Here is a 26259-nt window from a genome sequence, read left to right as displayed (position 1 = left end):
AAATATGGCGCAGTGAGTTGCAAAATATGTCAAAACATTTTTATGATATAAACAGTTTGGCCCCAATTGACCTGTTCGTCATTTATTTAATGATTTAAAATCAATCAGTTAATTCATTTTTCGTTTTTGGCTCTTTTTCCTCTAAAAGATTATTTCTTTCCCATATTCCAGCGAAACGTGCCGCATTACTGGCGGTGTAGCGTACCGTGTGACGAATATTACGATGTCCCAGATAATCCTGTATCAAACGGGTATCTGTCCCTCTTTCCGCCAGTTCGTAGCCGCAGGCGTGACGCAGCATATGGGGGTGGGTGTGCGTGACGGTGCCCGCATTTTCGCCGGCGGAGCGAATAATACGATACGCCTGCTGGCGGGAGAGCGCTGTACCGCGACGGGAAATAAACAGCGCGTCAGTCTTGTTCGCCGCTTTCCAGCCGGCACGGACCAGACTCCAGCGCTCAATCGCCTCGCGCTCATCAAAGCGCAGCGGATGAATCGTCGAAAAACCATTCTTTAACCGCCGTACATTAACCCGCCCTTCATGCAGGTCCAGATCGTGATAATGCAGATCCAGCAGTTCGCTGATGCGCATGCCATGGCGAAAGGCCAGCAGGATGAGGCAGTAGTCCCGTTCGCCGGTGGGGCCCTGACGAGCGGCCTGCATCATGGCCTGAACTTCTTTGGCGGTAAGAAAACGACGTCGATTCACAATAGTTGCTCCTGGAAAATAGGTATGAGTGACCGTCACAGCGAAGCCATACGCTATGACGAAAAGGATCGGTAATGCTAAAACGGTACAGGGTGAAGATGATTAATCACGAATTGATAACACATTATATTGACAGACACTAAAAATATCGCCGGGCGATAATTCTTAATTTTAAAGATTTTAATCGTCGGCTCAATAGCATCTGCACGGGTTGGTGCCAGGTGTATAAAATGAAAGGATATTTTGATGGTCAGTCGCCATTAAAGACAACGATGCGAAAATTCTCTCCTGCAATTAATACCCGAGCCTATTCCTGAATAAACGCAGGGTTATATTAACTCTCAGACATAAGGATTAAATAAGAACTTGTGGGAACAGTAATCCTAATTAACAGAGGGTTAATAATAAGGGATACTTTAATTGGTCGGCCGCTCGCGATACAACGCCATCCGTGGCGTCAATGCTATTGGATCAGCGACGATCGCTGTTTGTCACGGGTATTGTCCCAGATGCCATAGAAGCGTCCCGCATTACTGGCGGTATACCAGACGGTGTGGCGGATATTGCGATGCCCGAGATAATCCTGAATCAAGCGGGTATCGATCCCCATATTCGCCAGCGCAAAGCCACAGGAGTGCCGCAGCATGTGCGGGTGGATCTCCAGCGGCAGCCCCGCCAGTCCCCCTGAGGAGGCGATAATCTGATAAAACTGCTGGCGGGAGAGGGGATTGCCTTTGCGGGAGAGAAACAGCCATTCGCTGGCGGCCTGCGGCCAGCTGCTGCGAATGGCCAGCCAGCGCTTTAGGGCGTGGATCTCTTTATCCAGCAACGGGTGGGTGGTCGAAAACCCTTTTTTTAGCCGATGGATGTAAACACATCGGGCAGCAAGGTCGATATCCGATATTCGTAGACGGCAGATCTCACTGGCGCGTAGACCATGGATGAAGCACAGTAATGTCAGGCAATAATTACGTGCAGCATAAGGACCGGTATCGGCCGCTTTAAGTAAAGACTCGATTTCATTCTGAGTCAGGAAGTTCCTTTTTTTTATATCGGCGTTATTCGTCATGGTTTTCCCTTTTATTGCAGGCATATTTTGCGCTTTCCGGGCCTGCGTCAGGTCATTGTTAAATTTGACTGCCTTTTTATTTTGAAACAGCGTGGTGATAACGTTTTAATTTGCTACGAACATGAGCGGTATCATGGGCTATCTCCATCGCTAACGATAAGAGGCCGCAATCTGAAGGGTAAAGAAAGGGTGAGCTGGCTGAACAGATGAATTTTTCCTGGGGGTTTCCACGTCCTGTACATCCCTGATCCTCTTGATGATGCCCGCATGTTGATGAAGGCACGGGCTTCCGGCCACGGCAAGGCGGCTATCAATGCCGTCGTGATTTATTGCCTGTCTGCTGGGCAACGTCAACCCAGTAAACCAGCCTCCCGCACCGACAACCTTCGGGAATGGCATGAGAAATTTCTCAGACAAAATACAACCTTAAGTCGTCTGGATAGCATTCACTGCAAAACTACAACAGCAATTAAACCATACTGCAAAAAGCCTGGTGATAATAGCATTGTCTGTAATAGGGCGCTTTACGCCCTATTTCAATGGGTAAGCTTAAGCTGGGGCGTGCGGTGAATGAGATTATAACCGTCACAGTCAGCGTCAGCAGGGAGATAGCAATGGGGGGAAGAAGAGAACAGGTTAGTGTTGCTATAGGGTCTGACGGTTGGCTGGAATGCCCGCTTGCCTGTTAAGAATAAGCTGCATGCCAGGAACGTCAGGTTGGCGATGGAAGTATCAGGGGAGAATTAACGGCTTCGGCGCGGGAAGGACTCACATCCAGCATACGCCGAAGCCTGCCGGTTCACCATTTTTCGTCACGTGCCTCCTGGCGACCTTCACGGCGATTTTCCCGTTTATCATGACGACAGCTGGCGTTGCTTTGATTGTTATTGCGGACGCATTCCTGTTTGGTATCACGACCTTGTTCGCGACTATCCTGGCGGATATCGCGGGCGTCCTGGCGTTTGTCGCCACGCCAGGTGGCGTGTGCGGCAAGCGAGGGTACCAGTAGCGTAATGCAGACCAGGGTAAGTAAGCCTCTTTTCATGGGAGTGGTCCTGTTGAAAAGCACCATAAATAAATAGCAGTTAAAGGATATTCTTGCCGGACGCGCTGCATAATAAATGACAAAAAATGCCCGGACAGAAATAAGTTATTTATTTTTATCTGTAATTTTGCGCGTCAATTTTCGTTTTACAGGGTATGGGTAAGCGCTAACCAATAACTCATTAAAAGAGATGTCGAGGGTATGCTGAAGATATTGCGGCATTTTGCGCTAACATGGTGTAGAGAAGGCAGCGACCGGTAGATAATGCGGAGCCTGTGACCATGAACAGTCATGTGAAAAGCTGCGATAAATTCCCCGCCCTTCAGAGCAGACACATCGTTCGCCTGATGTGAAGTTGCCATCAGGCGGTTTACGTTTTCTACAATGGCATAATGATGACGACTCCGATTCAGCACCGCGACTGGCGTCTGCTGGCGGCCGGGAGCGGCGGCCTTCTGCTGCTGGCCGCAGGCATCACCTTGCACAGCCACTGGGGCGACTTTCTCCAGTGGTGTCTCGCCACGCAAATTACCCTGCATCGCTACCTGGTGATGTACCTTCTGTTGTTGAACAACCATCAATATAGCGGCGGCGTCTGGCTGTTGGTAGGCGCCTTTCTCTATGGTGTGCTGCACGCCATCGGACCGGGACACGGCAAGTTTATCGTGACGACCTACCTCAGCACCAATCAGGAGAGCCTGACGGCGGCGCGGGTAGTGCCCTTTCTCGGCAGCGTGTTGCAAGGGGTCACTGCGATACTCTTCGTCTTTATTCTTGCGGTGGGGCTGAATCTGGCCGCCGGCGATCTTAGCGCCAGCCGCTGGTACGTCGAGAAGATCAGCGCCCTGACCATCGGCGCCTTTGGGGTTTACGTTATCTTTCGCGCTCTGCAAAATCTGTGGCCGGCAAAACAGGTGATTCGCCGCCTGACGCCAGCGCATCAGCATGACGCCTCGTGCGGCTGCGGCCATCACGGCGTGGGGCAGGATCTGCAGGGCGCTGACTGGAAGACGCGCCTTGGCGTGGTGCTGGCTATCGGCGCCCGGCCCTGCAGCGGGGCTATCATGATCCTGTTATTTGCCAACGCGCTGGGGATTGTCAGCTGGGGCATCGCCGCAGTGATGAGCATGGCGCTGGGCACCGGACTTTCGATCCTTGGTCTGTCGCTGCTGGTTCACTATGCGCGTCATCGAACGGTCAAGCGGCTGACCACGACTCACCGCCCGCGGCCCTGGCTGGTGCCGCTGGTGAAGATCCTCGGCGGTCTGGCGCTGCTCCTCTTTGCCGTGGGGTTGTTTTTCACCGTGGTACCGATCAGCGCCAACGGCGACTTTATTGCGGCGGGCTGTTAGCCCGTTTCCAGCAGGCGCATCAACACCCGCAGCGCCTGATCCAGCTGCTGGCGTTCGCCGTCGCTGAGTCCTGCCAGCAGCTGTCGTTCGTTGTCGACATGGCTCTCCACTGCCCGATCGATCCGCTCGCGTCCGACCGGCGTCAGGGCGACCAGCATACTGCGGGCGTCCTCCGGGTTCGGCAGGCGGGTAATAAACCCGCGTTTCTCCAGCGCCTTTAAACGATGAGTCATGGTGCCGGAGGTGATCATCAGCGTCGAGAAGAGCTGAGTCGGTGAGAGAATGAAAGGCGCCCCGGCACGGCGCAGCGTCGCCAGCATGTCAAACTCCCAGCGCACCAGATCGTGACGCGTGAAGGCCACTTCCACCTGCGGCTCCAGCAGCATGGCGCATCGTTTCAGACGGCCAATTGGTCCCATCGGGCTGCAGTCCAGATCGGGTCGCTCCCGCTGCCACTGGGCGCGAATGCGATCAACGGCGTCGTTCAGCGGTGATTTGTCCATCAGTGCTCACTTGTCTTGATATCAAGATACATTGCGGTACATACTTCCGTCACCAATTTACCTTGAAGTGAAGATAAAATCATGGCATTTCTCACGCGTAGTTTGATGCTCGACTTACTGCTGACGGCGCTGGCGCCCGCTATCTGGGGAACGACCTACATCGTCACCTCCCAGTTTCTTCCCCCGGATCGACCCTTTATCGCTGCGCTGTTGCGGGTGTTGCCGGCAGGAATCGCTCTGCTGATCTGGAGCCGCCGCTTTCCACAGCGCGGCGAATGGGTAAAGCTTATCGTCACCGGTATTTTAAACATCGGCGCTTTTCAGGCGCTGCTGTTTATCGCCGCCTATCGCTTACCCGGCGGGTTGGCGGCGGTGATTGGCGCGATCCAGCCGCTGCTGGTGATGCTCCTCGCCTGGTGCGTAGACCGGCAGCGTTCGCCCTGGCTGGCGGTGTTCTCCGCCATCGCCGGTATACTCGGTATGGCCATGCTGCTGCTGTCGCCGCACACCGTCCTCGACCCGCTGGGTATCGGCGCGGCGTTTCTCGGCGCGATCAGTATGGCGCTGGGCACCTGGCTTTCCCGCCGCTGGGCGCTCTCCTTGCCGATTGTCGCGTTGACCGGCTGGCAGCTGGCGATCGGTGGGGTGGTACTGGCCCCGGTGGCGCTGCTCGTTGATCCTCCTCTGCATCAGGTGACCGCGCTGCAGGTCGCAGGCTATCTGTGGCTGTGCGTGGCGGGTGCGATGCTGGCCTATGGTCTGTGGTTCCGGGGAATTGGTCGCCTCTCGCCGGTGGCGGTGTCGGCGATGAGTCTGCTGAGCCCGGTGACCGCCGTGGTGCTGGGATGGATATTTCTTGGACAAACGATCCAGGGAATGGCGCTGGTGGGACTGATCGTGGTGCTGGCGAGCGTGTTGTCTATCCAGCGCGCGCTGGCGCGCCAGGCGGCGGGAGCAAAAACGAAAAAAGCCCCATAACGGGGCTCGACATTGCTGTGTGCGGGGTGGGCGGCGGGAGCCAGACCAGCCACCCGCAGGCGGCCTGTCCGGCAGCTCCCTCTGCAACCATTCGCTTATTTAGACAGCTCGGCGGTCATATGGACCTGGTTGCCGGTGTACGCTTCGGTGATGTGATAGGAAGCACCTTGTTCTTTCGCAATGGTTGCGATTTTCGCTTCTGCGCTATCCAGGGTGTCAGCAGTGACGCTCACCGGGTGAGCGAAGCTAGCGAAAGAAACCAGAGAGAGCATACCGGCAGCGGCGAGTAATTTTACGTTTTTCATGGTGTTTATCCTTTTAACTTTTATGGTGGAAAGCGTGTTTGCTTTCGATGGGTTTATAATAAGCCTGCTAACTATAACGTGCGTTGCAAAAAGTGCGATTTAGATCACGTTTTTATGGCAGGTGGATGATGAGGATAGATGTGTCGTTATGTTTTTTGATTTAAAAACAATGAATTACTGATGATGTTGTGAAAAAGATATCACGCGGTTTGCTCGCGTTCACGGGAAGGAATGCGCCTCATTTACCCCTATATCATTCATTGAGTGAATTTATTGATGTTATTTTCCGCGCCGTCAGGGCGGATTCGGACTTATCGCGATGGCGCCCGGGCGGCCTTTTCGGCAGCATGATCCGCTACATTCCTCCCTTACGCCGGCGTTAGGCATCCTGCGCTGTAAACAACCGCTGTCTCGTTTTCATCTATCAATAATTATTTATTAATAGCCTAAGGTTGTTTGTTATATATCTTAATGAAACGTGAACAAATGTATATTTATCGGCGAATGAATAGCATTCTTTGACGCCGATAGTTCCAGCGAACTTATATTTTTTAGGTTCGTTACCTGACGCCTTAAATATTGCGGCTCCCGCGGTCAGTCGAAGATTCTATTAGCAGTGGCATAAATCAGCATCGCCTGATGTTTCTGGTTCTATGCGAATTCACAGTGTGCTCATTGATTCGTAATTCACTCTGACAAGGAAATGGCAATGAAAAAGGTTCTTCTCTCTGCAGCAATGGCAACCGCGTTTTTTGGCATGACTGCTGCTCATGCAGCTGATACCAATGTTGGCGGCGGCCAGGTTAATTTCTTCGGTAAAGTTACCGACGTATCTTGTACTGTTTCCGTTAACGGCCAGGGTAGCGATGCGAATGTGTACCTGTCTCCGGTAACCCTGACGGAAGTTAAAGCGGCAACAGCGGACACTTACCTGAAACCGAAATCCTTCACCATTGATGTCTCTAACTGCCAGGCTGCAAACGGTGACAAACAGGATGACCTAAGCAAACTGGGCGTGAACTGGACCGGTGGTAACCTGCTGGCTAGCGCAAGCGGCAAGCAGCTGGGCTACCTGGCGAACACCGAAGCTGCCGGCGCGCAGAACATCCAGCTGGTGCTGTCCACTGACGACGCTACCGCGCTGACCAACAAAATCATCCCGGGCGACAGCACTCAGCCGAAAGCGGTTGGCGATGCTTCTGCTGTAGCCGATGGCGCACGCTTCACCTACTACGTTGGTTATGCCACCAGCACGCCGAACACTGTAACCACCGGTGTGGTCAACAGCTACGCGACTTACGAAATTACTTACCAGTAATTCCGCCAGAAAATAAAACTGCCCCGCCACGGGGCAGTTAATAACAATAATAAAGCGGCGATGACCGCCGCTTCTATTTTTATTCTGAGGTCAGCATGAAGCGTATTGCCCTTTTTTTCTGTTTCATTTTTAGTTTTGCGGCCCATGCCAACAATATTATTGTTAACGGTACCCGCTTTATTTATCCAGGAAATGAAAAAGAAATAACGGTACAGCTTTCAAATAACGCCGACCGTCCGGCGCTGGCGCAGGCCTGGCTGGATAATGGCGATGCCGACGCGACGCCGGATACCATTACCACCCCGTTTATTATCACTCCGCCGATCTCGCGCGTTGACGCCAAAAGTGGCCAGACGTTGCGTATTAAACTCGGCAGCAATGCCGGCCTGGCAAAAGATAAAGAGACGCTGTGGTGGCTGAACTTGCTGGAAATCCCACCGGTGGTGGCCGATCAGAAAAATGAAGGCCAGAACGTGCTACAGCTGGCGATCCGTTCCCGCTTTAAATTTATCTACCGGCCTGCCGGGTTAGGCAACCGCGATGCGGCGGCTGAGAAGCTGGTTCTGACCGCCAACGGCAGTAGTCTCGCCATCAATAACCCGTCGCCGTTCTACATTACCGTCAGCCGTATCTCCCGCAACGGCGGCAAAGCCCTGAACAGCAAAACCGTGATGCTGGCGCCGCAGTCCAGCCAGACGGTAGCGCTGTCGTCCGCTGTCAACCGCGGTGAAACCTTGACCGTTAACAACATTAATGACTATGGCGCCGATGTCGCAGTGAAAGTGGCCGTTAAATAAGGGAAACGCTAATGAAGCAGAGGTCATTCTGCCCGGGAAGATTAAGTACCGCGATCGCCCTCGCGCTGTGCTGCTTTCCGCCATTTTCCAGCGGACAGGAAAACCCGGGAACGGTATATCAATTTAACGACGGCTTTATTGTCGGCAGTCGCGAAAAGGTCGACCTGTCGCGCTTTTCGACCAGCGCAATTAGCGAAGGCACATACTCCCTTGATGTCTACACCAACGACGAGTGGAAAGGGCGCTACGATCTGCGCATCGCGCGCGACAAAGACGGTCAACTCGGCGTCTGCTACACCAAAGCCATGCTGGCGCAGTACGGCATCGCAGCGGAAAAGCTCAATCCACAGCTCAGCGAGCAGGAAGGCTACTGCGGTAGCCTCAAATCCTGGCGCAACGAAGAAAACGTCAAAGACAACCTGGTTCAGTCCTCTTTGCGCCTGAACATCTCGGTGCCGCAGATCTATGAAGATCAACGACTGAAAAACTATGTCAGCCCGGAGTTCTGGGATAAAGGCATTACCGCGCTTAATCTTGGCTGGATGGCCAACGCCTGGAATAGCCACACCTCTTCGGTCGGCGGATCGGATAACAGCAGCGCCTATCTGGGCGTTAACGCGGGTCTGTCGTGGGACGGCTGGCTGCTAAAGCACATCGGTAACCTGAACTGGCAGCAGCAGCAGGGTAAAGCGCACTGGAACAGCAACCAGACCTATCTCCAGCGCCCCATTCCGCAGATCAACTCCATCGTCAGCGGCGGGCAGATTTTTACCAATGGTGAATTTTTCGACACTATCGGTCTGCGCGGGGTCAACCTTTCTACCGATGACAATATGTTCCCGGACGGCATGCGCTCCTATGCCCCGGAAATTCGCGGCGTGGCGCAGAGCAACGCCCTCGTCACCGTGCGCCAGGGCAGCAACATCATCTATCAGACCACCGTCCCGCCAGGGCCATTCACCCTGCAGGATGTCTATCCATCCGGCTATGGCAGTGACCTTGAGGTCTCGGTAAAAGAGGCGGATGGCTCGGTGGAAGTGTTTAGCGTACCTTACGCTTCCGTTGCCCAGCTGCTGCGCCCGGGAATGACCCGCTACGCCCTCTCTGCCGGTAAAGTGGACGACAGCGCTCTGCGCAACAAACCAATGCTCTACCAGGCCACCTGGCAGCATGGTCTCAACAACCTGCTGACCGGCTACACCGGGGTTACCGGCTTCGACGATTATCAGGCCTTCCTGGTGGGGACCGGGATGAACACCGGCATCGGTGCGCTCTCCTTTGACGTAACCCATTCGCGGCTGAAAAGCGATACCTATGATGAATCGGGCCAGAGCTATCGCGCGACCTTTAACCGCATGTTTACCGATACCCAGACCAGCATCGTGCTGGCGGCGTATCGCTACTCGACGAAAGGCTATTACAACCTCAACGACGCGCTGTATGCCGTCGATCAGGAAAAAAACAGCCGCAGCAACTACACCCTGTGGCGGCAGAAAAACGGCATGACCTTCACCGTGAACCAGAACCTGCCGGACGGCTGGGGCGGGTTTTATCTCAGCGGTCGCGTCTCCGATTACTGGAACCGTTCCGGAACCGAGAAGCAGTACCAGGTCAGCTACAACAATTCGTTTGGTCGTCTCTCCTGGTCGGCGAGCGCCCAGCGCGTCTATACGCCGGATAGCTCCGGTCATCGTCGCGACGATCGTATTTCACTCAACTTCAGCTACCCGCTGTGGTTTGGTGACAACCGCACTGCCAACCTGACATCGAATACTTCGTTCAACAACTCGCGTTTTGCCAGTTCGCAGATCGGCATCAACGGTTCGCTGGACCGTGAAAACAACCTCAACTACGGCGTGTCCACCACGACCGCCACCGGTGGTCAGCACGATGTGGCGCTCAACGGCAGCTACCGTACGCCATGGACCACGCTCAACGGCAGTTACAGCCAGGGCGAAGGCTATCGTCAGAGCGGTATCGGCGCCAGCGGGACAATGATTGCCCACAGCGGCGGCGTGGTGCTCTCGCCGGAAAGCGGTTCGACGATGGCGCTGATTGAGGCCAAAGACGCGGCCGGCGCGATGCTCCCTGGTTCGCCGGGCACCCGCGTGGACAGCAATGGCTACGCCATCCTGCCGTATCTGCGCCCGTACCGGATTAACGCCGTGGAAATCGACCCGAAAGGCAGCCATGACGATGTGGCATTCGATCGCACCGTGGCGCAGGTAGTGCCGTGGGAAGGCAGCGTAGTGAAGGTGGCGTTTGGTACCACGGTGCAGAACAACCTTACTCTGCAGGCGCGTCAGGCAAACCATGAACCGCTGCCGTTCGCCGCGAGTATTTTCTCTCCTGAGGGCAAAGAGATCGGCGTCGTTGGCCAGGGCAGCATGATGTTTATCAGCGATGCGAACGCCAAACGCGCGATTGTGAAGTGGAGCGGCGGGCAGTGTTCGGTGGATCTGGGACCGCAAACAACAAAGGATAGCGTATGTCGCTGAGGAAATTACTAACGCTTTTTATCGTCTTAATGGCGCTGGGAACCACCTCGTCCTGGGCCGTCTGTACGCGTCTCTCTTCGCCAACGGTGATGCTGGACATGGTGGTGGGCAGGGTGGTGGTGCCCCCGGATCTGCCGGTGGGATCGGTGATCCTCACCCGCGACTGGACGATGAGCGCCCCCGGCGGCGCGAGCTATCGCTGTACCTCCGGCACCAACCGCTTTGCGGCGAAGATTGTTGCGCCAGGGGCCACGGACCTCGGCAATAAAATCTATTCCACCAACGTGCCGGGTATCGGCATGCGTTTCAGCCGCGGCGGCGCGACGGTCAATATCGTCTATCCCGACGTCTTTTCGTCACGGGTATCGGGTACTACCAGCTATTCGCTGGAGGGGTCGCGCTTTACGCTGGAGATAATCAAAACCGCGGCAACCACCGGCAGCGGCACCCTGGCGACGGGAAAATACACCTCCTATGACTGGGAGAGCGGCGGTAACCCGATCCTCGAAACCTACCTGAGCGCCAACGCCATCACCGTGGTCTCGCCCTCCTGTACGGTGATGAGCGGCAAGAATATGAATGTCGATGTGGGCTCCATCCGGCGCAGCGATCTGAAAGGCGTGGGAACCACCGCGGGCGGGAAAGATTTTAATATCGATCTGCAGTGCAGCGGCGGCCTGAGTGAAACCGGGTATGCCAACATCAGCACCTCGTTCTCCGGCACTTTGGCTACCAGCACGACGGCGACCATGGGCGCCTTGCTGAATGAAAAGGCCGGTAGCGGCATGGCGAAAGGTGTCGGTATCCAGGTGCTGAAGGATGGATCGCCCTTGCAGTTCAATAAGAAATATACCGTCGGCCGCCTGAATAACCAGGAAACACGCTACATCACCATACCGCTGCATGCGCGTTTTTATCAGTATGGCCCGACGACCAGTACTGGTGAGGTGGAGTCGCATATGATCTTTAACCTGACGTACGATTAATACGGGAGGGGGAATGAAGGGATTGCCGAAACACACTATCGCGTGGCTGCTGTTTTGTGGCAGCCTCGCCGCCCCCTCGGCGTGGGGTTTTGAGACCAACTATGACCGCGGACGTGTCGATTTTGCCGGTCGGGTAACGGATATCTCCTGTAGCGTCGCGCTGAATGGCGGTCAGTATGCCGGCAGCGGCAATGTCTGGCTGGCCCCGGTCAGCCTGGCGGAAGTGCACGATCGCGGGGCCGGGGCATTTATGAAGCCGCAGTCGTTTACCCTGGCGCTGTCAAATTGCCAGTTGCGCCATGATGGGGGCGCCGCCTCGCAGGATGAAGTGCGCCGGGTCAGCGTGCGCTGGATTGACGGTTTTTTACTGACGGCGGTCGGCAACGAGAATGCGGGCTATCTGGCCAATACCTTGCCTGATGGTGCGCAGAATATTTATCTGGCGCTATCGACCAACGATAATAATACGCTGGATAAGAGTAATAAAATTGTCCCGGCGGACCCGCAGCAAAATCAGGTGCGTTTGCAGGAAAGCGCGGTCAGCGGCGGCCTGTTTACCTATTATGTTGGCTATGTTTCGCCCACGCCAAAAAGCGCCACCAGCGGGCCGATTACCAGCTGGGCAACGTGGGAATTAGTTTATAATTAAGTGACGTTAAAAAGCCGGGAATTCCCGGCTTTGTTACATGGCAATATCGTCTGCGACCAGTTGTTCAATACTGACTTCCTGCCAGTAATGTCCCTGAATAGCAAACCACTCCATTCCCTGCAGCCATTCTTTATGGGCTTCGCTTTCGACACCTTCAATAATCACATTATGCTGGTTGCGCGATAAAAAGGTTACCAGCGCATCCATCAACTGACGGCCGGATTCTTTACGCATCAGGTGCCAGAAAAAATCCTTATCAATTTTCACATAGTCAAAATGATAACCGCGAATAGCATTAATCCCCGCGTAGCCGGAGCCGAAGTCGTCGAGCCACAGGGAGGTATCCTGTGGATTCTGCCAGGCGGCAAGAGAATTATGTAGCAGATTCTCGGCGTTTTCGGTCACCTCAAAATGGACGCAGGTCAGGCCGGCGACTTTGGCTTTTATTTCCTGCTGCCGCAACAGGTTCAGGATATGGTCATCAACGTTAATTGTTGCGGAAATATGGTTACGTAAAAACCATGCTTTATGCTTTTCAATCAGCGCCAGTTGTTCGAGAAAAATACGTTCACGAACGGCGGCAGTGGCATGGCGGAAAAAATCTTCGGGAGAAACAGAAAGATTATCAAAGCGGCTTAAACATTCAACCGCGACCAGGGTACCTTGCGGGGAAAACATTTTCTGAAAGACGTAGCGTACAGCGATATCATTACGAGATAAAATGTTGTCTTCGGATATTTTAGTGTTCATTATCCCTCATCAAGAGGTTAGTCAGACAATAGGCAAAGGATACATTAATTATAGGCTACCTGAGGATTAATGGGAATGCCGGAAAATGTAAATCAGCAGCGAATAAGAACGCTTGCTCCGCGACTGATTTACTTTATCAACATTAACATTGATGCAGAGCGGCAATACGCTGATTCATGGTACGGGAATTCTCGATGCCTAACTTTTGCATGATATGGATTCGGTGGCTATGAACCGTTTTATGGGCAATACCAAGCAGGGCCGCAATCCGTTTATTATTATTGTTGGCAATCAAGAGTTCCAGGATCTGACATTCGCGTTGCGACAGCTGTTTGCGCAATCGCTGCGGCGGCAGTTGATTGACGCCGCTCGCGCGCTGGATGATAGAGGAAAACAGAGTGAGTGGTGATTTTTCACTAATAATCATCGCATTATCAATCTTTATCAATTCCCTGCACAGCCCGGCAATCTCGCTTTTTACCACCAGCACCGGCTGCTGGCAGCGCAGCAGGGAAAAGCGCAGCGTATTCAACAAGCCCACCAGTCTGATGACAGAAATATCCTTATTGATTAAATTGAAAATAACCGTCTGTGCGACCGGAGTATGATTCCCGTGTAGAAAATCCTCATAACCCAGGCGGGAGGCATTTTCATAGCTATCAATAAGGTAGTGATAGATTGAGTGACCAATGAGATTATCATTGGTGTACAACAATATACTTTCCAAGGTTATCACATTCTCTTTTTGCGCTTGGCTTCTAAGATCAAGTCCAGCAGTATCTTCTCTATTCTGCGTTGGTCGTCGAGATGACGAAACTTAAACTGACAGGATATCTGATAGTAACTTTCGCTCTCTTCCTGCGTGTTATCCAGGGTGATAACAATGACATTCTTCACCACCAGGTCGATGGTGATCTCGCCATATTCCGCCCGCATCAGTACGGCGTTTTTCAGTAACGCGTTATGGCTGAGAAATTTCAGATTTGGCGTCTTGGTTATCAATGCGCAACCGCCGTCAGAAATGTCTTTGATATCGAAAAGATAGTTTTCGCCATTCTTATGGCGGCCGCGACAATAAAAGTCATGCTCATGGCGTAAACGAAAGCGGGGATCCCGACGACGCTGTACCACCTGCAGGCATTCAGGCAATGAAAAAGCGTAGCGGATACCTTTATCTACACCGCTATTGTCATGTTTTGTCAGGGTTGCATTAAACTCTATTTTCCCTGAATCGCTATGCAGGAGAAAGCGAGTTTTATGGCCTGACGGGATTTTGCGATGGGTCTGAATATGAAACTCGGCAAAATCCACGCGCGTCAGTTGGGTAATGATACTGGTGTTGTTAAAAAATATTTCAATTTCAGTACGTTTGCGCAACTCCTCGCGGAAAATAGCAATAATTTCATACTTACTGGTCTTTATCGTTCCCTCTGTCATGTGCATCCCTTGTAAATAGTTGTGATGAAGCGTTTGAATTTTTCTTATAGCAATAGCAACATTCTGATGGGGTTGATCAGATGTTTTTATGAGCGTTTGATGTTATTGACTATCTTTGCAGCCAGATTGATTTGTATAAACTTGGAATTCGATATTGTGTTTCCTGTAATCAAGAGTTTCCAATTTTGGTCATGACAAAAACGACAACGGCCTCCAAGCTGGAGACCGGTCGAAGGATAAAAACTTTAGATTGATTATCGGGGAGGATGAGAAAAGATCGTCGATCACGCCCCATTTGTAGGATCTATAGTGCCAGCAGTGTTGGGGTTTTTCCAGGCAAATATTAAGGAGGGATGCGGTCCCTCCGTTTCGCCTGGCGGGTCAGGGGCGCGGACTGGCGGCAATATTATCCAGAGTGCGCAGAGCCTCCGCCGGCAGGGCCAGCTCGGCGGCGGCAATATTTTCCGCCAGGTGCGCCCGGGATGAGGTGCCGGGGATCAGCAATATATTTGGCGCGCGCTGGAGCAGCCACGCCAGCGCGACCTGCATTGGCGTCGCCTCAAGCGAAGCCGCGACGTCGTTCAGCTCCTGCGCCTGCAGTGGCGTAAAACCGCCCAGCGGGAAGAAGGGCACCCAGGCGATGTGCTGGGCGGCGAGCGCGTCCACCAGCGCGTCGTCGGCGCGATGGGCGATGTTATACAGGTTTTGCACGCAGACGATGGGGGTCATTTTCTGCGCATCGGCGACCTGTTTCGCCGTCACGTTGCTCAGGCCGATGTGACGGATCAATCCCCGCTCTTTCAGCTCCAGCAGCGTGGCGAGCGGCGCCTCCAGCGATCCCTCCACCGGGCCGTGGGGGCTGAACATACTGCGCAGGTTTACCACCTCCAGCACGTCGAGCCCCAGATGGCGCAAATTATCCTCGACGGCCTGGGTCAGTTCGCCAGGGGACATCGCCGGCAGCCAGTTGCCCTTCTCGTCGCGGCGCGCGCTGACCTTGGTGACAATGCACAGATCGTCCGGGTAAGGATGGAGCGCTTTGCGGATCAGCTGATTGGTAATATGCGGGCCGTAAAAATCAGAGGTATCGATATGGTTGACTCCGGCCTCGACGGCAGCCTGCAGCACGCGAACTGCCTCCTCAGGATCTTTCGGCGGGCCGAAGACGCCGGGGCCGGCCAGCTGCATCGCGCCATAACCCAACCGATAAACCTGGCGATCGCCGAGCGTGCCGCGACCGGATAAGGTGACACTGGACATACGAACTCTCCTCACGGTGGCTAAGCCGTAAGTGTAATCCGCTCAGGGGACAGGGAAGGGCGAGAATATTGTCAGAATGTGCGACAGCGGCTCAGGCAAGCCGCTGTCGCCAGAGGCGATTAGCCGAAGAACATCACGGAGACGCAGAGCAGGCCGACCGCCAGCGTAATGGCGTTACCCACCGAGCGGTACGGCTTCAGCGCCGGAATAAGCCAGGTCGACAGCGTGGGCATGATAAACAGGATCATGGCGATAAGCGGCCCGCTGATGGCGTAGATCATGGAGATGGCATTCGGGTTGATGAAGCACACCGCAAAGGTGAAGGCGGAAACCAGCAGGATCGACATTGCCCGGTTGAAGGCGCGGCTCTTGCGCACGCCCAGCAGGCCCAGCGAGCTTTTGACGATTTCGCTGGCGCCTTCAATCACCCCGAAGTAGGTGCCGAGAAACGATTTCGACATGGCGACCACAGCGACGATGATGCCGGTTACCGCCAGCCAGCCCGGTGCGCCCGGCACCATCGACAGGGCGGAGAGGATGGTCACCCCCTGATCGCGGGCGGTCTCAATATACGTTGCCGGGATCGCCAGCAGGCAGCTGAAAACAAAAAACAGCACGCTGGCGCAGATGATGGTGTAGGCCACCTTCATGATTTTTTTGCATTTACCCATGGCCAGGTCGCCGTGTTTCTCCTGCTGGTCGATAGCAAAAGTCGAGATGATCGGCGTATGGCTAAAAGCGAAAACCATCACGGGAATGGAGATCCAGATCTGGTGGAGCGTCTGAGTGCTGAACTGCATCTGGCTGGTGAGATGCTCCGGATGCCAGTCGCGGATTAAATAGAGGGAGAGGAACAGAAAGCAGGCAATAAGCGGGAAAACCAGAAAGCCCATCACCTTGATGGTGACCTGCCGTCCCATGAGAAAGATCAGATTGAGAACCAGCACAACCCCCAGACTCAGCAGCGCGCGCAGCGCAGGCGTTATCGGGGTGTGATGCGCCACCTGCTCGGCCAGCGAGTTGGTGATGGCCACGGCATAGATGAGCACCACCACAAAGAAGGCGAGAAAATAGAGACCGGTGATCAGGTTGCCTATTTTCTTACCATAGTAGTGATTGACCGCGCCGGTGATCCCGGTACCCGGCGCGATATTAGCCGACAGAATAAACTGGCTTAACGCTTTATGGGGCCAGTAAGTGAGCGGCCACGCGACCAGCGCGGTGATGAAAAGGACAATGGCGCCAGCCGAACCCAGTTGGATCGGTAGAAATAGCGTCCCAGCGCCTACTGCAGTGCCATATAAGGCAAAACTCCAAAGAGTTTCTTCTTTAGACCAAATTTTAGACATTATGCGACTTTATCAACCGTCAAACCAAAAAAAAGGAGTGCAATTTACCATATTTATGGTTTGCCTGTTGCGATAGTTTTTGGTGATAAAGTCGCGGCGGATCGCGCAGGATCCGCTCCGGGATTACCCGCGCGCAGCCTGGCGCGGGCGGCGATGACGGATAACGCGCTCGCGCAGCGTGTCCCAGAGCCAGTTAAAGACCATGGTGTAGGGCAGGAAGAAGAGCATAAAGCCGATCTCCAGCATAAACGCCTGCAGCAGCGACACGCCCAGCACGATCGCTACCATGGTGACGCCGATAATGACGAATCCGGTCTCGAAGCCCAGCGCATGCAGCGCACGCACTTTCAGCTGGCGGGGAAAGCGGGAGACCGGCCACAGGCGATCGAAAACCGCGTTGTAAATAATGTTCCATACCATCGCCAGAGTAGCGAGCAGAATGCTCAGCCCACCCATCTCGACCACCGAGCGTTGCATCAGCCAGGCGGCGGTGGGGGCGAGGATCAGCGTCGCCAGCCCTTCGAAGGTGATGGCGTGGATAATACGTTCCATGAGCGTCTTGCGCTGATGTGGGGTCTGTTGCATGGCGAGCTACCTCCAGTTTTAGCCTGAACAGGAAATTACCCGGCATTTTATGGAAAAATATGATAAACAAAAGATAGAATCCATCGATAAAGTAGATACTTCATGCGTTATTCACCGGAAGCCTTAACCGCCTTTGTGGAGGCGGTCGACAGCGGATCGTTCTCCGCCGCCGCCCGCCGCCTGCGCAAAAGCCAGTCGACGATCAGTACCGCCATCGCCAACCTGGAGGCTGACCTCGGCGTGACTCTCTTCGATCGGGCAACGCGCCAGCCGACGCTGACGGCGCAGGGAGAGCAAGTGCTGAGCTATGTTAAAGCGATCCTCGCCGCCAGCGAGCGGCTGGATGAGCTGGCGGTGTCGCTGTCCGGCGAGACGGAGCCGCGGCTGACCTTTGTGCTCTCGGATACCCTTCACCCGGACGTGCTGGAAGATCTGCTGGTGCAGTTTGACCGCCGCTTCCCCCACACCGAGTTTGAGTGTTTGATTGGCGAAGATGAAGATGTCATCGATCTCCTGCAAAAAGCCCGCGCTCAGGTCGGGCTGATTGAGGCGCGGGACCGCTATCCGACCGATATCGGCAGCACCCGCCTGCCGCTGCAGACGGCAATGGGCATTTATGTGGCCCCTGAGCATCCGCTGGCGACGCAGGGCAAGGTCGCCTGGGATGAGCTGCAGAGCTGGCGCGAGCTGCGTTTAAGCACCTTCCTGGCCAGCGCCACGGAGCCGGCAGGCGGTCAGGTCTGGTCGGCGCCGAACTACCTGCTGTTGCTCAGTATGGCGGCGCAGGGATTCGGCTGGTGCATTTTGCCTTGCGCGCTGGTGGCGGAGTTTGCACCGCAGGGCAGGCTGGTGGCGCTTGATATTCCCGGCTGGCCGCGCTCGATTTCGGTCGACCTGCTGTGGAATAAGAAAGCGCCGCCGGGAGCGGCCGGCAGCTGGCTACGTGAGCATCTGCAGCGGCGCTAAGGTTAATGAAAGGATGTTTCTTTGTGATTGGCTTCACTTTTTTTAAACAATTACAAAGTTTTTTGATAACAATTATCTAGTATATCGCTGTTTCTTTGCGCAAAAGCATGGGCAGGGGTAGAGGATGAAGGATGTCGTGATCGTCGGCGCGCTGCGAACGCCGATTGGCTGCTTTCAGGGCGCGTTATCGCGCCATTCAGCCGTCGAGCTGGGGAGCGTGGTGGTGAAGGCGCTGGTTGAGCAGACGGGGATCGATCCGCACAGTGTGGATGAGGTGATCCTCGGCCAGGTGCTGACCGCGGGAACCGGACAAAACCCGGCGCGTCAGTCCGCTATTCGCGGTGGGCTGCCTAACACCGTATCGGCTATCACCATTAACGACGTCTGCGGTTCCGGCCTGAAAGCCCTGCACCTCGCCACCCAGGCGATCCAGTGCGGGGAAGCGGACGTGGTGATCGCTGGCGGTCAGGAGAACATGAGCCGCGCTCCGCATGTCCTTACCGATAGCCGCACCGGCGCCCAGCTGGGCAACAGCCAGCTGATTGACAGTCTGGTGCATGACGGCCTGTGGGACGCCTTCAACGATTATCATATGGGCGTCACGGCGGAAAACCTGGCCCGGGAATATGGCATCAGCCGTGAGCTGCAGGATGCCTGGGCGCTCAGCTCGCAGCATAAGGCGCGCAAGGCGATTGATTCCGGACGCTTTCGCGACGAGATTGTCCCGGTGGTCACCGAGTATAACGGTACGCCACGCACCGTGGATACTGATGAACAACCGCGGGTGGATGCCAGCGCGGAAGGGCTGGCCAGCCTGCAGCCCACCTTCGATCGCCTCGGGTCGGTGACCGCTGGCAACGCCTCCAGCATCAATGACGGCGCGGCGGCGGTGATGATGATGAGTGAATCCAAAGCCCTTGAGCTGGGGCTGCCGATCCTCGCGCGGATCCGCGCCTTCGCCAGCGTCGGGGTCGATCCGGCGCTGATGGGCATCGCCCCGGTGCACGCCACCCGCCGCTGTCTGGAGCGGGCCGGCTGGCGGCTGGACGACGTCGATCTGATCGAAGCCAATGAGGCCTTCGCCGCTCAGGCTATCTCGGTGGGCCGGGTTCTGGAGTGGGATGAGCGCCGGGTCAACGTCAACGGCGGCGCGATCGCCCTCGGCCATCCCATCGGCGCCTCCGGCTGCCGGATCCTGGTCTCTCTGGTACACGAAATGATCAAGCGCGATGCGCGTAAAGGACTGGCGACGCTGTGTATCGGCGGCGGCCAGGGCGTGGCGCTGGCGGTAGAGCGCGCCTGACGCTCTGTCTTGATCTCCATGGCCTCCTGCGGGAGGCCTTTTTTATGCGCTGCGCTTTGCCGAACCCTTCTTCTTTCTCCTGGATTTCACTCTCCCACCTGCGGATTTATTGAGCTTCGTCACGTCTTGTTGTGCCACCTTTTTTGAAACAAATAACTACGATCTCGGTCACTAAAACGACGGTACTTAAAAAATAAAATAATGTTTCATAAAAACGAAATGACATTTTATTTATTGTAAGGGTACCCTATGTTAAAACGATCTCTGGTGCTTGCCGCCCTCTGCGGTATGTCTTTTGCGGCAACTGCGGTAACGATAGATTTACGTCATGAATTTATTGATGGCGGAAAAAGCGATAAAAGCAATGCCGACCGCGTCGCCGTTTCCCACCGCTTTGCCAACGGCTTAGGCTTTACCGTCGAAGCCAAATGGCGTTCGGGTGGCGACAACGGGTCGCAACCCTATTCGGACGTGGTGGGGAATGGTCATGAAGACACCATCAGCTGGCGCTGGAAAGCGACGTCGAACCTGTTCCTCACCCCCGGTTTTACCATTGAGAGCAACGACAGCCGCTCGATCTACAAGCCGCACCTGCACGTGCAGTACAGCTTCGACAGTGGCTTCTATGTTGCCGCTCGCTATCGCTATGAATACACCCGCTACCCGAACAACGCCGGCAAAGATGACGACAAAGTGAACCGCGGTGATGCGTGGGCCGGGTTTGCCCTCGGCGACTGGCGCACAGAGCTGAACTATGTCTATGCCCGCAGCTCGGAAGGGGTGAGCCGCAACGATAACAAACCTTACTCGCAGGAATATAACGTGAAGGTGGCCTATAAGCTGGATAACAACTGGTCGCCATATGGTGAGATTGGCAACGTCGGCGTGAATGACCGCAGCGATCGCCAGACCCGCTTCCGCGTCGGGGTGGCCTACTCATTCTGATAAATCACCCGACCCTCATCGTTTGTTTTCCCCGGCGCGGTCAGCCGGGGTTTTTTATGGGCGAAAAAGTGCAGGAACAAAAAAGCCCTCCGCGAAGGAGGGCAAGGCCAGTTACAGAAATAAGTGTGGCGTGGATCAGGCGTTCAGCATTGACGGATGCTCGGGTAATTTCGCGATATAGATGGCCGGCTTACCGTCTTTATCGGAGCTGAACAAAATGGCGCTGTCGTCCGGGGTAAACGAGGGGTGCGGGTGCGTCACCTGGCGGCTGTTGGCCACCGTCGCCCACGAGGTATCATGGCGCGCGACGCGGAAATAGCGCTTTTGCGCCACGTTAAAGACATACAGCCAGGGATCGTTATCAATGGAATAGCTGCCGGTGTCTTTGACATCCACCGGCGTGCCTGAGCCATCGCCCACCAGCAGCGTGCCGTCGAAATTGCTCATCAGATGCGAGCAGGCCGGCATGGTCATCAGGGCTTCGTTAACGCCGCTTTCAGGATCGAAGCGATAGATGGTTCGCCCCTGCTGGCCTTTCAGATAGGAGACATAGATCAGCGCCGAACCGTCCGGCACCCAGAATTCATGGGTGCAGCTTTCGCCCGGGGCGTGCGCTTTAACTTTGCGGACGTGGCTGCCATCTTCATTGACCAGCCACATGCGGGCGTCCACCAGATCGTGCGGCCCCTCATGGCAGAAGGCGACGGTGTGGTCGTCGAAGGGACGATAGATCGGGTGTCCCAGCCAGATTTTTTCCTCATGTATCACCTGGCTCTCCCCGCTGTGCAGGTCGACGCGCAGCAGGCGGCAGTGTGGTCCTTTGTGAAAGAAGTCGTGGAAAATCTGCCAGTCGTTGAGCGGCGTCCAGTCGCGTTTCGCAATCTCAATGCCTACCAGTTTGCTGCAATCGCTGTTTGCTACCCAGGTGCCATACCCGACCCAGTCATCGCTGACGCGATACACTTCACGCTCGGCGAGGGTGGTGAGGTTTACCTCCAGCAGCGTGCGGTCATTTTTCACGTAATAGAGCGACTTATCGTCCGGAGAGAGGAAGCCGCCGAAGGTGTTATCCCCTGCGCCTTCCGTCAGCTGGATGGCTTCGGCGCTGGCGATATTCAGCAGATAATAGTTCCAGTGGCCGTCAAACTCGCCGGCGAACAGTAAATGGCTGCCATCGTTAAAAAAGCACTTCTGATAGAAGTAGTTGCGATGACAGGTGACCTCCGGAGGGGTTAAGCGGGTAACTTCCGCCCCGGTATCCGGATCGTGGCTGACGTGATACTTCAGTTTGACCCGCATGCCTTTAGCCATGTCGTGCTCCTTTCTTTCCTGCGATGCCGCTGGACCAGAGGCGTATCGCTGTGTGATGTGTTTTAAAAGATAGGTGTTAATTTATCAAAACACTGTTTCATTATCTGTGATGGCTCACGCAGTTCAGCATAATTCCTTCTCTGCCGTAGCGGTTTTGCCTGCCTTCTCGCCATGTTTATCTGTAAGATATTGAATAATTTAGTTTTTAATCTGTCGTGGCGCTCGGCGGATACGCGTGATTATGTACGTTTTTGCTTTTTTTGTAATGTTCATCATAAAAAATGAAACATCGTTTTAAATATTGTTGTAAATGACCTTGGTCGGGACTAAGATGGCAACCATCAGCAAAACGGAACTCTGTTTTATTTTTTTAGCAGGGCGATGCCCGAGAGTTCTCCCTATGCTCAGCCTCGCCGCTGGCGCGGCCCGGGCCGACAGAACCTTGCCTGCAAGCTGCAGGCTCTGAACGACAAAGGAACACATTATGATTCTTGATGCATTCTCCCTGCAGGGAAAAGTGGCCGTCGTGAGCGGATGCGATACCGGTCTGGGTCAGGGCATGGCCCTTGGGCTGGCGGAAGCGGGTTGCGATATTGTCGGTATCAATATCGTCGAACCGGTGGAAACCATTGAACGGGTAACGGCCCTGGGACGCCGCTTTCTCAGCCTGACCGCCGACCTGCGTCAGATCGACGGTATTCCCCGGCTGCTGGAGCGTGCGGTGGCGGAGTTCGGCCATATTGATATTCTGGTTAACAACGCTGGCCTGATCCGCCGCGAAGACGCGCTGGCGTTTAGCGAAAAGGACTGGGACGACGTGATGAACCTCAACATCAAGAGTGTATTTTTTATGTCCCAGGCGGCGGCGAAGCACTTTATTTCCCAGGGCAGCGGCGGAAAGATCATTAACATCGCCTCCATGCTGTCATTCCAGGGCGGGATCCGCGTGCCGTCCTATACGGCATCCAAAAGCGCAGTCATGGGCGTGACCCGCCTGCTGGCGAACGAATGGGCCCAACACAATATCAACGTCAACGCCATCGCCCCGGGGTATATGGCGACCAACAATACCCAGCAGCTGCGCGCCGATGAGCAGCGTAGCAGCGAAATTCTCGACCGTATTCCCGCCGGGCGCTGGGGACTGCCGGCCGATTTGATGGGGCCAGTGGTGTTCCTGTCCTCCTCAGCCTCCGACTACATCAATGGCTACACGGTGGCGGTGGACGGCGGTTGGCTGGCGCGCTGACCCGTTGCAATGGCCGGGGCGGTGAGTCACGCTCCGGCCGTTTGAGTAATAATTGTCCATACCGCAAAATTCGGATCGTCCATATCCATGACCGCCTGATTAATGTTAGCGCCCTGTATGAGCAGGGTTATAAACTATGGGAAACGCATTTTTTGTTACTTTGAAAGTTTAATGTCTATCACAAAACCCCTCCTGCCAGCAATATAGTCCATATCTTTGGCTTATCCTGCCTGACTAATTTATCCACCAGTCACGTACTTTCGTCTTATGTCTTACTCTGTGTGGCAGGAAAAAAATGACTTCAATCAGTAACGACTCTACATTATCGCCGCGGCGGTGGCGGGGTTGCTCTTTGGCCTGGATATCGGCGTGATCGCCGGGGCGCTGCCCTTTATTACCGATCACTTCACCTTATCCAGCCAGCTTCAGGAGTGGGTGGTCAGCAGCATGATGCTGGGGGCGGCGATAGGCGCGCTGTTTAACGGCTGGCTGTCGTTCCGCCTCGGCCGTAAATACAGCCTGATGGCAGGGGCCGTGCTGTTCGTTGCCGGCTCTATCGGCTCCGCTTTCGCCGCCAGCGTGGAAGTGCTGCTGGTAGCCCGCGTGGTGTTGGGGGTAGCCGTCGGGATTGCTTCCTATACCGCGCCGCTGTATCTCTCCGAGATGGCCAGCGAGAACGTGCGCGGGAAAATGATCAGTATGTACCAGCTGATGGTGACCCTCGGCATTGTGCTGGCGTTTCTTTCCGATACCGCCTTTAGCTACAGCGGTAACTGGCGCGCCATGTTGGGCGTGCTGGCGCTGCCGGCGGTGATCCTGATTATTCTGGTCGTCTTTTTGCCGAACAGCCCGCGCTGGCTGGCGGAGAAGGGGCGCCATATCGAAGCGGAAGAGGTGCTGCGGATGCTGCGCGATACCTCGGAAAAGGCGCGCGACGAGCTTAACGAGATCCGCGAAAGCCTGAAGCTGAAGCAGGGCGGCTGGGCGTTGTTTAAGGTCAATCGCAACGTGCGCCGGGCGGTGTTCCTGGGCATGCTGCTGCAGGCGATGCAACAGTTCACCGGCATGAATATCATCATGTACTACGCGCCGCGAATCTTTAAAATGGCGGGCTTCACGACGACTGAACAGCAGATGATCGCCACCCTGGTGGTGGGCCTGACCTTTATGTTTGCCACCTTTATCGCGGTGTTCACGGTGGATAAAGCAGGCCGTAAGCCGGCGCTGAAAATCGGCTTTAGCGTGATGGCGCTGGGCACCCTGGTGCTGGGCTACTGCCTGATGCAGTTCGACAATGGCACTGCCTCCAGCGGCCTCTCCTGGCTTTCGGTCGGCATGACCATGATGTGTATTGCCGGGTATGCGATGAGCGCGGCGCCGGTGGTGTGGATCCTCTGCTCCGAGATCCAGCCGCTGAAATGCCGCGACTTCGGTATCACCTGCTCGACCACCACCAACTGGGTGTCGAACATGATCATCGGCGCCACCTTCCTGACGCTGCTTGACGCGATTGGCGCCGCCGGTACCTTCTGGCTCTACACGGTGCTCAACGTGGCCTTTATCGGCGTCACCTTCTGGCTGATCCCGGAAACCAAGAATGTCACCCTCGAGCACATTGAGCGCAACCTGATGGCGGGCGAGAAGCTGCGCAACATCGGTAACCGTTAATGTGAGGCGCGCGGCAACCACGGGCTGGCGACTTTGCGCGTCTCCCGATGGTTGTCGCCGTGAATGATATGCAGGGCGCTCAGGCGCCCGATGTCGTAGTGCGGCAGCTGCACCGTGGAAAGCGGCGGCAGAAACAGATCGCCAATGCCCACCATATTGTCGTATCCCACCACCGCCACGTCCTGGGGAATGCGTAACCCCTGACCCAGCAGCGTCTGATAGACCATAAACGCGATGCGATCGTTGCCGCAGATCACCGAGTCAAAGCCAGGTTTACCCTCGCGGATATGCGCCAGCACCACCGCCGGGATATCGTGGTAATGCTCATCGCCCTGGCCCATATACGAATGGATCAGATGGTCCGGTTCGATACCCGCCTCCCGGCAGGCGCGCTCCAGCCCCTGGCGGCGGCGGATCGTCGCCAGCTGGCTGGCGGGTAAGTGCAGGCACAGCGGATGACGATAGCCAGCGGCAAGCAGGGCTTTCACCGCGTCGTACTGGCCCTGTTCATCGTCCGGGATATAGCTGGCCACCGGCTGGCTGAGGCTTTCGCAGTTGGCCAGCACGCAGGGCAGAGTCAGCAGTTTGTCCGGCAGCGGCACCTGGCGCAGCCCCATGGTGGTAAAGATAATGCCGTCCGGACGGTGGGAGAGGAGCAGGTCGACCACCGCTTCCGGACTATCGTCCGAAAACATGTTGACCACAAAGCTGTTCCAGCCGTGGGCGCGGGCGGTCTCTTCGATCGAGAGGGTGATCTCCACCGAAAAGGGCGTGGTGACGGTATCCAGCGCCAGCACGCCGATGGTGCTGGGGGTAGCACGCGCGCCGCGGATCTTCTTCGCCGACAGGTCGGGAACGTAGTTGGTCTCGGCGATGGCGGCCTGCACGCGGGCCAGCGTCTCCGGCTTGAGCCGCTCAGGGGTGTTCAGCGCCCGCGAGACGGTCATCAGAGATACATTCGCCAGTTTTGCTACATCTTTCAGGGACGCCATTTTTTCCTCCGCCGTTGCTGCAGCGTACAGGCTATACAACTAAGTCGCTGATGTAAAAGAGTGAAACGATTTTCTGTTATCGCCGTCGAGAGCGTTGTCGCGGTTAATTTTTGATCGCGATCGCATCTTCATTATGTTAACGTTAACTTTTGTGATTAACATCATGTATCGCAGCAAATCCCCTGCGTTTTGTTTTTTGTTAACGTTACCATAATCGCATTCCTCTAACACGAGAATG

Annotated in this window: 26 protein-coding genes and 1 pseudogene; 13 read left to right on the top strand and 14 right to left on the bottom strand. The window is 55.3% G+C overall.

The features are described from left to right. Positions 1-100: 100 nt before the first annotated feature. The 4 genes from fimE to ACKLKD_RS01345 form a co-directional block, all read right to left on the bottom strand. Positions 101-709, bottom strand: a complete 609-nt coding sequence (gene fimE / locus ACKLKD_RS01360; RefSeq protein WP_025714771.1) for a type 1 fimbria switch DNA invertase FimE — start codon at positions 707-709, stop codon at positions 101-103. Positions 710-1172: 463 nt separating this feature from the next. After that, positions 1173-1778 (bottom strand): type 1 fimbria switch DNA invertase FimB, encoded by a 606-nt coding sequence (fimB, locus tag ACKLKD_RS01355; RefSeq protein WP_025714772.1) that lies wholly within the window; start codon positions 1776-1778, stop codon positions 1173-1175. Between the two features lie 150 nt (positions 1779-1928). Continuing rightward, positions 1929-2177: a hypothetical protein gene (locus tag ACKLKD_RS01350; RefSeq protein WP_042930031.1), complete on the bottom strand. Its 249-nt coding sequence runs from the start codon at positions 2175-2177 to the stop codon at positions 1929-1931. Between the two features lie 400 nt (positions 2178-2577). Further along, complete coding sequence (locus tag ACKLKD_RS01345; protein ID WP_080924656.1) at positions 2578-2823, bottom strand: hypothetical protein; 246 nt, start codon at positions 2821-2823, stop codon at positions 2578-2580. 395 nt (positions 2824-3218) lie between these two features. On the opposite strand from ACKLKD_RS01345, the gene ACKLKD_RS01340 reads away from it, so the two are divergent. Then, on the top strand, positions 3219-4175 hold the full coding sequence (locus tag ACKLKD_RS01340; protein ID WP_087804690.1) for a nickel/cobalt transporter: 957 nt from the start codon (positions 3219-3221) through the stop codon (positions 4173-4175). On the opposite strand, the gene ACKLKD_RS01335 is transcribed toward ACKLKD_RS01340, so the two are convergent. Further along, a complete protein-coding gene (locus tag ACKLKD_RS01335; RefSeq protein WP_087804668.1) occupies positions 4172-4678 on the bottom strand; it encodes a MarR family winged helix-turn-helix transcriptional regulator in 507 nt (168 codons plus the stop codon). The two genes, ACKLKD_RS01340 and ACKLKD_RS01335, sit on opposite strands and share 4 nt — an antisense overlap. A gap of 81 nt (positions 4679-4759) precedes the next feature. Here ACKLKD_RS01335 and ACKLKD_RS01330 point away from each other — a divergent pair, with 81 nt between their 5' ends. After that, positions 4760-5656 (top strand): EamA family transporter, encoded by an 897-nt coding sequence (locus tag ACKLKD_RS01330; RefSeq protein WP_080924654.1) that lies wholly within the window; start codon positions 4760-4762, stop codon positions 5654-5656. A 95-nt stretch (positions 5657-5751) separates the two neighbouring features. Here ACKLKD_RS01330 and ACKLKD_RS01325 read toward each other — a convergent pair whose 3' ends face one another. After that, positions 5752-5961 (bottom strand): DUF1471 domain-containing protein, encoded by a 210-nt coding sequence (locus ACKLKD_RS01325; RefSeq protein WP_002916131.1) that lies wholly within the window; start codon positions 5959-5961, stop codon positions 5752-5754. 709 nt (positions 5962-6670) lie between these two features. Here ACKLKD_RS01325 and ACKLKD_RS01320 point away from each other — a divergent pair. The 5 genes from ACKLKD_RS01320 (at position 6671) to mrkF (ending at position 12209) form a co-directional block, all read left to right on the top strand. After that, complete coding sequence (locus ACKLKD_RS01320; RefSeq protein WP_025714825.1) at positions 6671-7279, top strand: fimbrial protein; 609 nt, start codon at positions 6671-6673, stop codon at positions 7277-7279. A 95-nt stretch (positions 7280-7374) separates the two neighbouring features. Continuing rightward, complete coding sequence (gene mrkB, locus ACKLKD_RS01315; protein WP_025711262.1) at positions 7375-8076, top strand: type 3 fimbria chaperone MrkB; 702 nt, start codon at positions 7375-7377, stop codon at positions 8074-8076. Between the two features lie 11 nt (positions 8077-8087). Continuing rightward, positions 8088-10574 (top strand): type 3 fimbria usher protein MrkC, encoded by a 2487-nt coding sequence (gene mrkC / locus ACKLKD_RS01310; protein WP_080897050.1) that lies wholly within the window; start codon positions 8088-8090, stop codon positions 10572-10574. Next, positions 10565-11560: a type 3 fimbria adhesin subunit MrkD gene (mrkD, locus tag ACKLKD_RS01305; protein ID WP_080924653.1), complete on the top strand. Its 996-nt coding sequence runs from the start codon at positions 10565-10567 to the stop codon at positions 11558-11560. Before mrkC ends, mrkD begins: the two co-directional genes overlap by 10 nt. Before the next feature lie 13 nt (positions 11561-11573). After that, positions 11574-12209, top strand: a complete 636-nt coding sequence (gene mrkF / locus ACKLKD_RS01300; RefSeq protein WP_025711265.1) for a type 3 fimbria minor subunit MrkF — start codon at positions 11574-11576, stop codon at positions 12207-12209. A 33-nt stretch (positions 12210-12242) separates the two neighbouring features. On the opposite strand, the gene mkrJ is transcribed toward mrkF, so the two are convergent. The 6 genes from mkrJ to ACKLKD_RS01270 form a co-directional block, all read right to left on the bottom strand. Next, complete coding sequence (mkrJ, locus tag ACKLKD_RS01295) at positions 12243-12959, bottom strand: phosphodiesterase MrkJ (protein ID WP_080897052.1); 717 nt, start codon at positions 12957-12959, stop codon at positions 12243-12245. A 142-nt stretch (positions 12960-13101) separates the two neighbouring features. Beyond that, on the bottom strand, positions 13102-13674 hold the full coding sequence (locus tag ACKLKD_RS01290; RefSeq protein ID WP_165931854.1) for a LuxR C-terminal-related transcriptional regulator: 573 nt from the start codon (positions 13672-13674) through the stop codon (positions 13102-13104). Between the two features lie 17 nt (positions 13675-13691). After that, complete coding sequence (gene mrkH, locus ACKLKD_RS01285) at positions 13692-14396, bottom strand: transcriptional activator MrkH (RefSeq protein WP_087804667.1); 705 nt, start codon at positions 14394-14396, stop codon at positions 13692-13694. Positions 14397-14777: 381 nt separating this feature from the next. After that, positions 14778-15656, bottom strand: a complete 879-nt coding sequence (locus tag ACKLKD_RS01280) for an aldo/keto reductase family oxidoreductase (RefSeq protein WP_087804665.1) — start codon at positions 15654-15656, stop codon at positions 14778-14780. 119 nt (positions 15657-15775) lie between these two features. Beyond that, positions 15776-17005, bottom strand: coding sequence for an amino acid permease (locus ACKLKD_RS01275; protein WP_025711270.1), 1230 nt, complete (start codon positions 17003-17005; stop codon positions 15776-15778). Positions 17006-17128: 123 nt separating this feature from the next. Further along, entirely contained in the window at positions 17129-17590 is a 462-nt protein-coding gene (locus ACKLKD_RS01270) for a multidrug/biocide efflux PACE transporter (RefSeq protein ID WP_025711271.1), read from the bottom strand. A 102-nt stretch (positions 17591-17692) separates the two neighbouring features. Here ACKLKD_RS01270 and ACKLKD_RS01265 point away from each other — a divergent pair, with 102 nt between their 5' ends. The 3 genes from ACKLKD_RS01265 (at position 17693) to ompK26 (ending at position 20804) form a co-directional block, all read left to right on the top strand. Continuing rightward, positions 17693-18556 carry a LysR family transcriptional regulator gene (locus ACKLKD_RS01265; protein WP_025711272.1) on the top strand — a complete coding sequence of 288 codons (864 nt, stop codon included), beginning with the start codon at positions 17693-17695 and terminating at the stop codon, positions 18554-18556. A 124-nt stretch (positions 18557-18680) separates the two neighbouring features. Continuing rightward, on the top strand, positions 18681-19859 hold the full coding sequence (locus ACKLKD_RS01260) for an acetyl-CoA C-acetyltransferase (protein WP_025711273.1): 1179 nt from the start codon (positions 18681-18683) through the stop codon (positions 19857-19859). A gap of 249 nt (positions 19860-20108) precedes the next feature. Then, entirely contained in the window at positions 20109-20804 is a 696-nt protein-coding gene (gene ompK26 / locus ACKLKD_RS01255; protein ID WP_025711274.1) for a KdgM family porin OmpK26, read from the top strand. 135 nt (positions 20805-20939) lie between these two features. On the opposite strand, the gene ACKLKD_RS01250 is transcribed toward ompK26, so the two are convergent. Further along, complete coding sequence (locus ACKLKD_RS01250; protein ID WP_025711275.1) at positions 20940-22115, bottom strand: oligogalacturonate lyase family protein; 1176 nt, start codon at positions 22113-22115, stop codon at positions 20940-20942. A gap of 484 nt (positions 22116-22599) precedes the next feature. On the opposite strand from ACKLKD_RS01250, the gene kduD reads away from it, so the two are divergent. Next, the gene (gene kduD, locus ACKLKD_RS01245; protein WP_087804663.1) at positions 22600-23361 is read left to right on the top strand and encodes a 2-dehydro-3-deoxy-D-gluconate 5-dehydrogenase KduD; all 762 of its coding nucleotides are present in this window, start codon (positions 22600-22602) and stop codon (positions 23359-23361) included. Between the two features lie 321 nt (positions 23362-23682). Next, positions 23683-25029, top strand: a complete 1347-nt coding sequence (araE, locus tag ACKLKD_RS01240) for an arabinose-proton symporter AraE (protein WP_042929083.1) — start codon at positions 23683-23685, stop codon at positions 25027-25029. Here the strand turns inward: araE and ACKLKD_RS01235 are convergent. After that, a complete protein-coding gene (locus ACKLKD_RS01235; protein ID WP_008806352.1) occupies positions 25026-26021 on the bottom strand; it encodes a LacI family DNA-binding transcriptional regulator in 996 nt (331 codons plus the stop codon). The genes araE and ACKLKD_RS01235 overlap by 4 nt on opposite strands. A 94-nt stretch (positions 26022-26115) precedes the next feature. Here ACKLKD_RS01235 and ACKLKD_RS01230 point away from each other — a divergent pair. Further along, a pseudogene (locus ACKLKD_RS01230) lies at positions 26116-26249 on the top strand (hypothetical protein). The last annotated feature ends 10 nt before the right edge of the window (positions 26250-26259 follow it).

Source organism: Klebsiella sp. 10982 (assembly GCF_048589245.1).
Classification (GTDB): Bacteria; Pseudomonadota; Gammaproteobacteria; order Enterobacterales; family Enterobacteriaceae; genus Klebsiella; species Klebsiella quasivariicola.
Note: the sequence above shows the minus strand (reverse complement) of the source record. Positions and strands in the feature narration are given on the sequence as shown.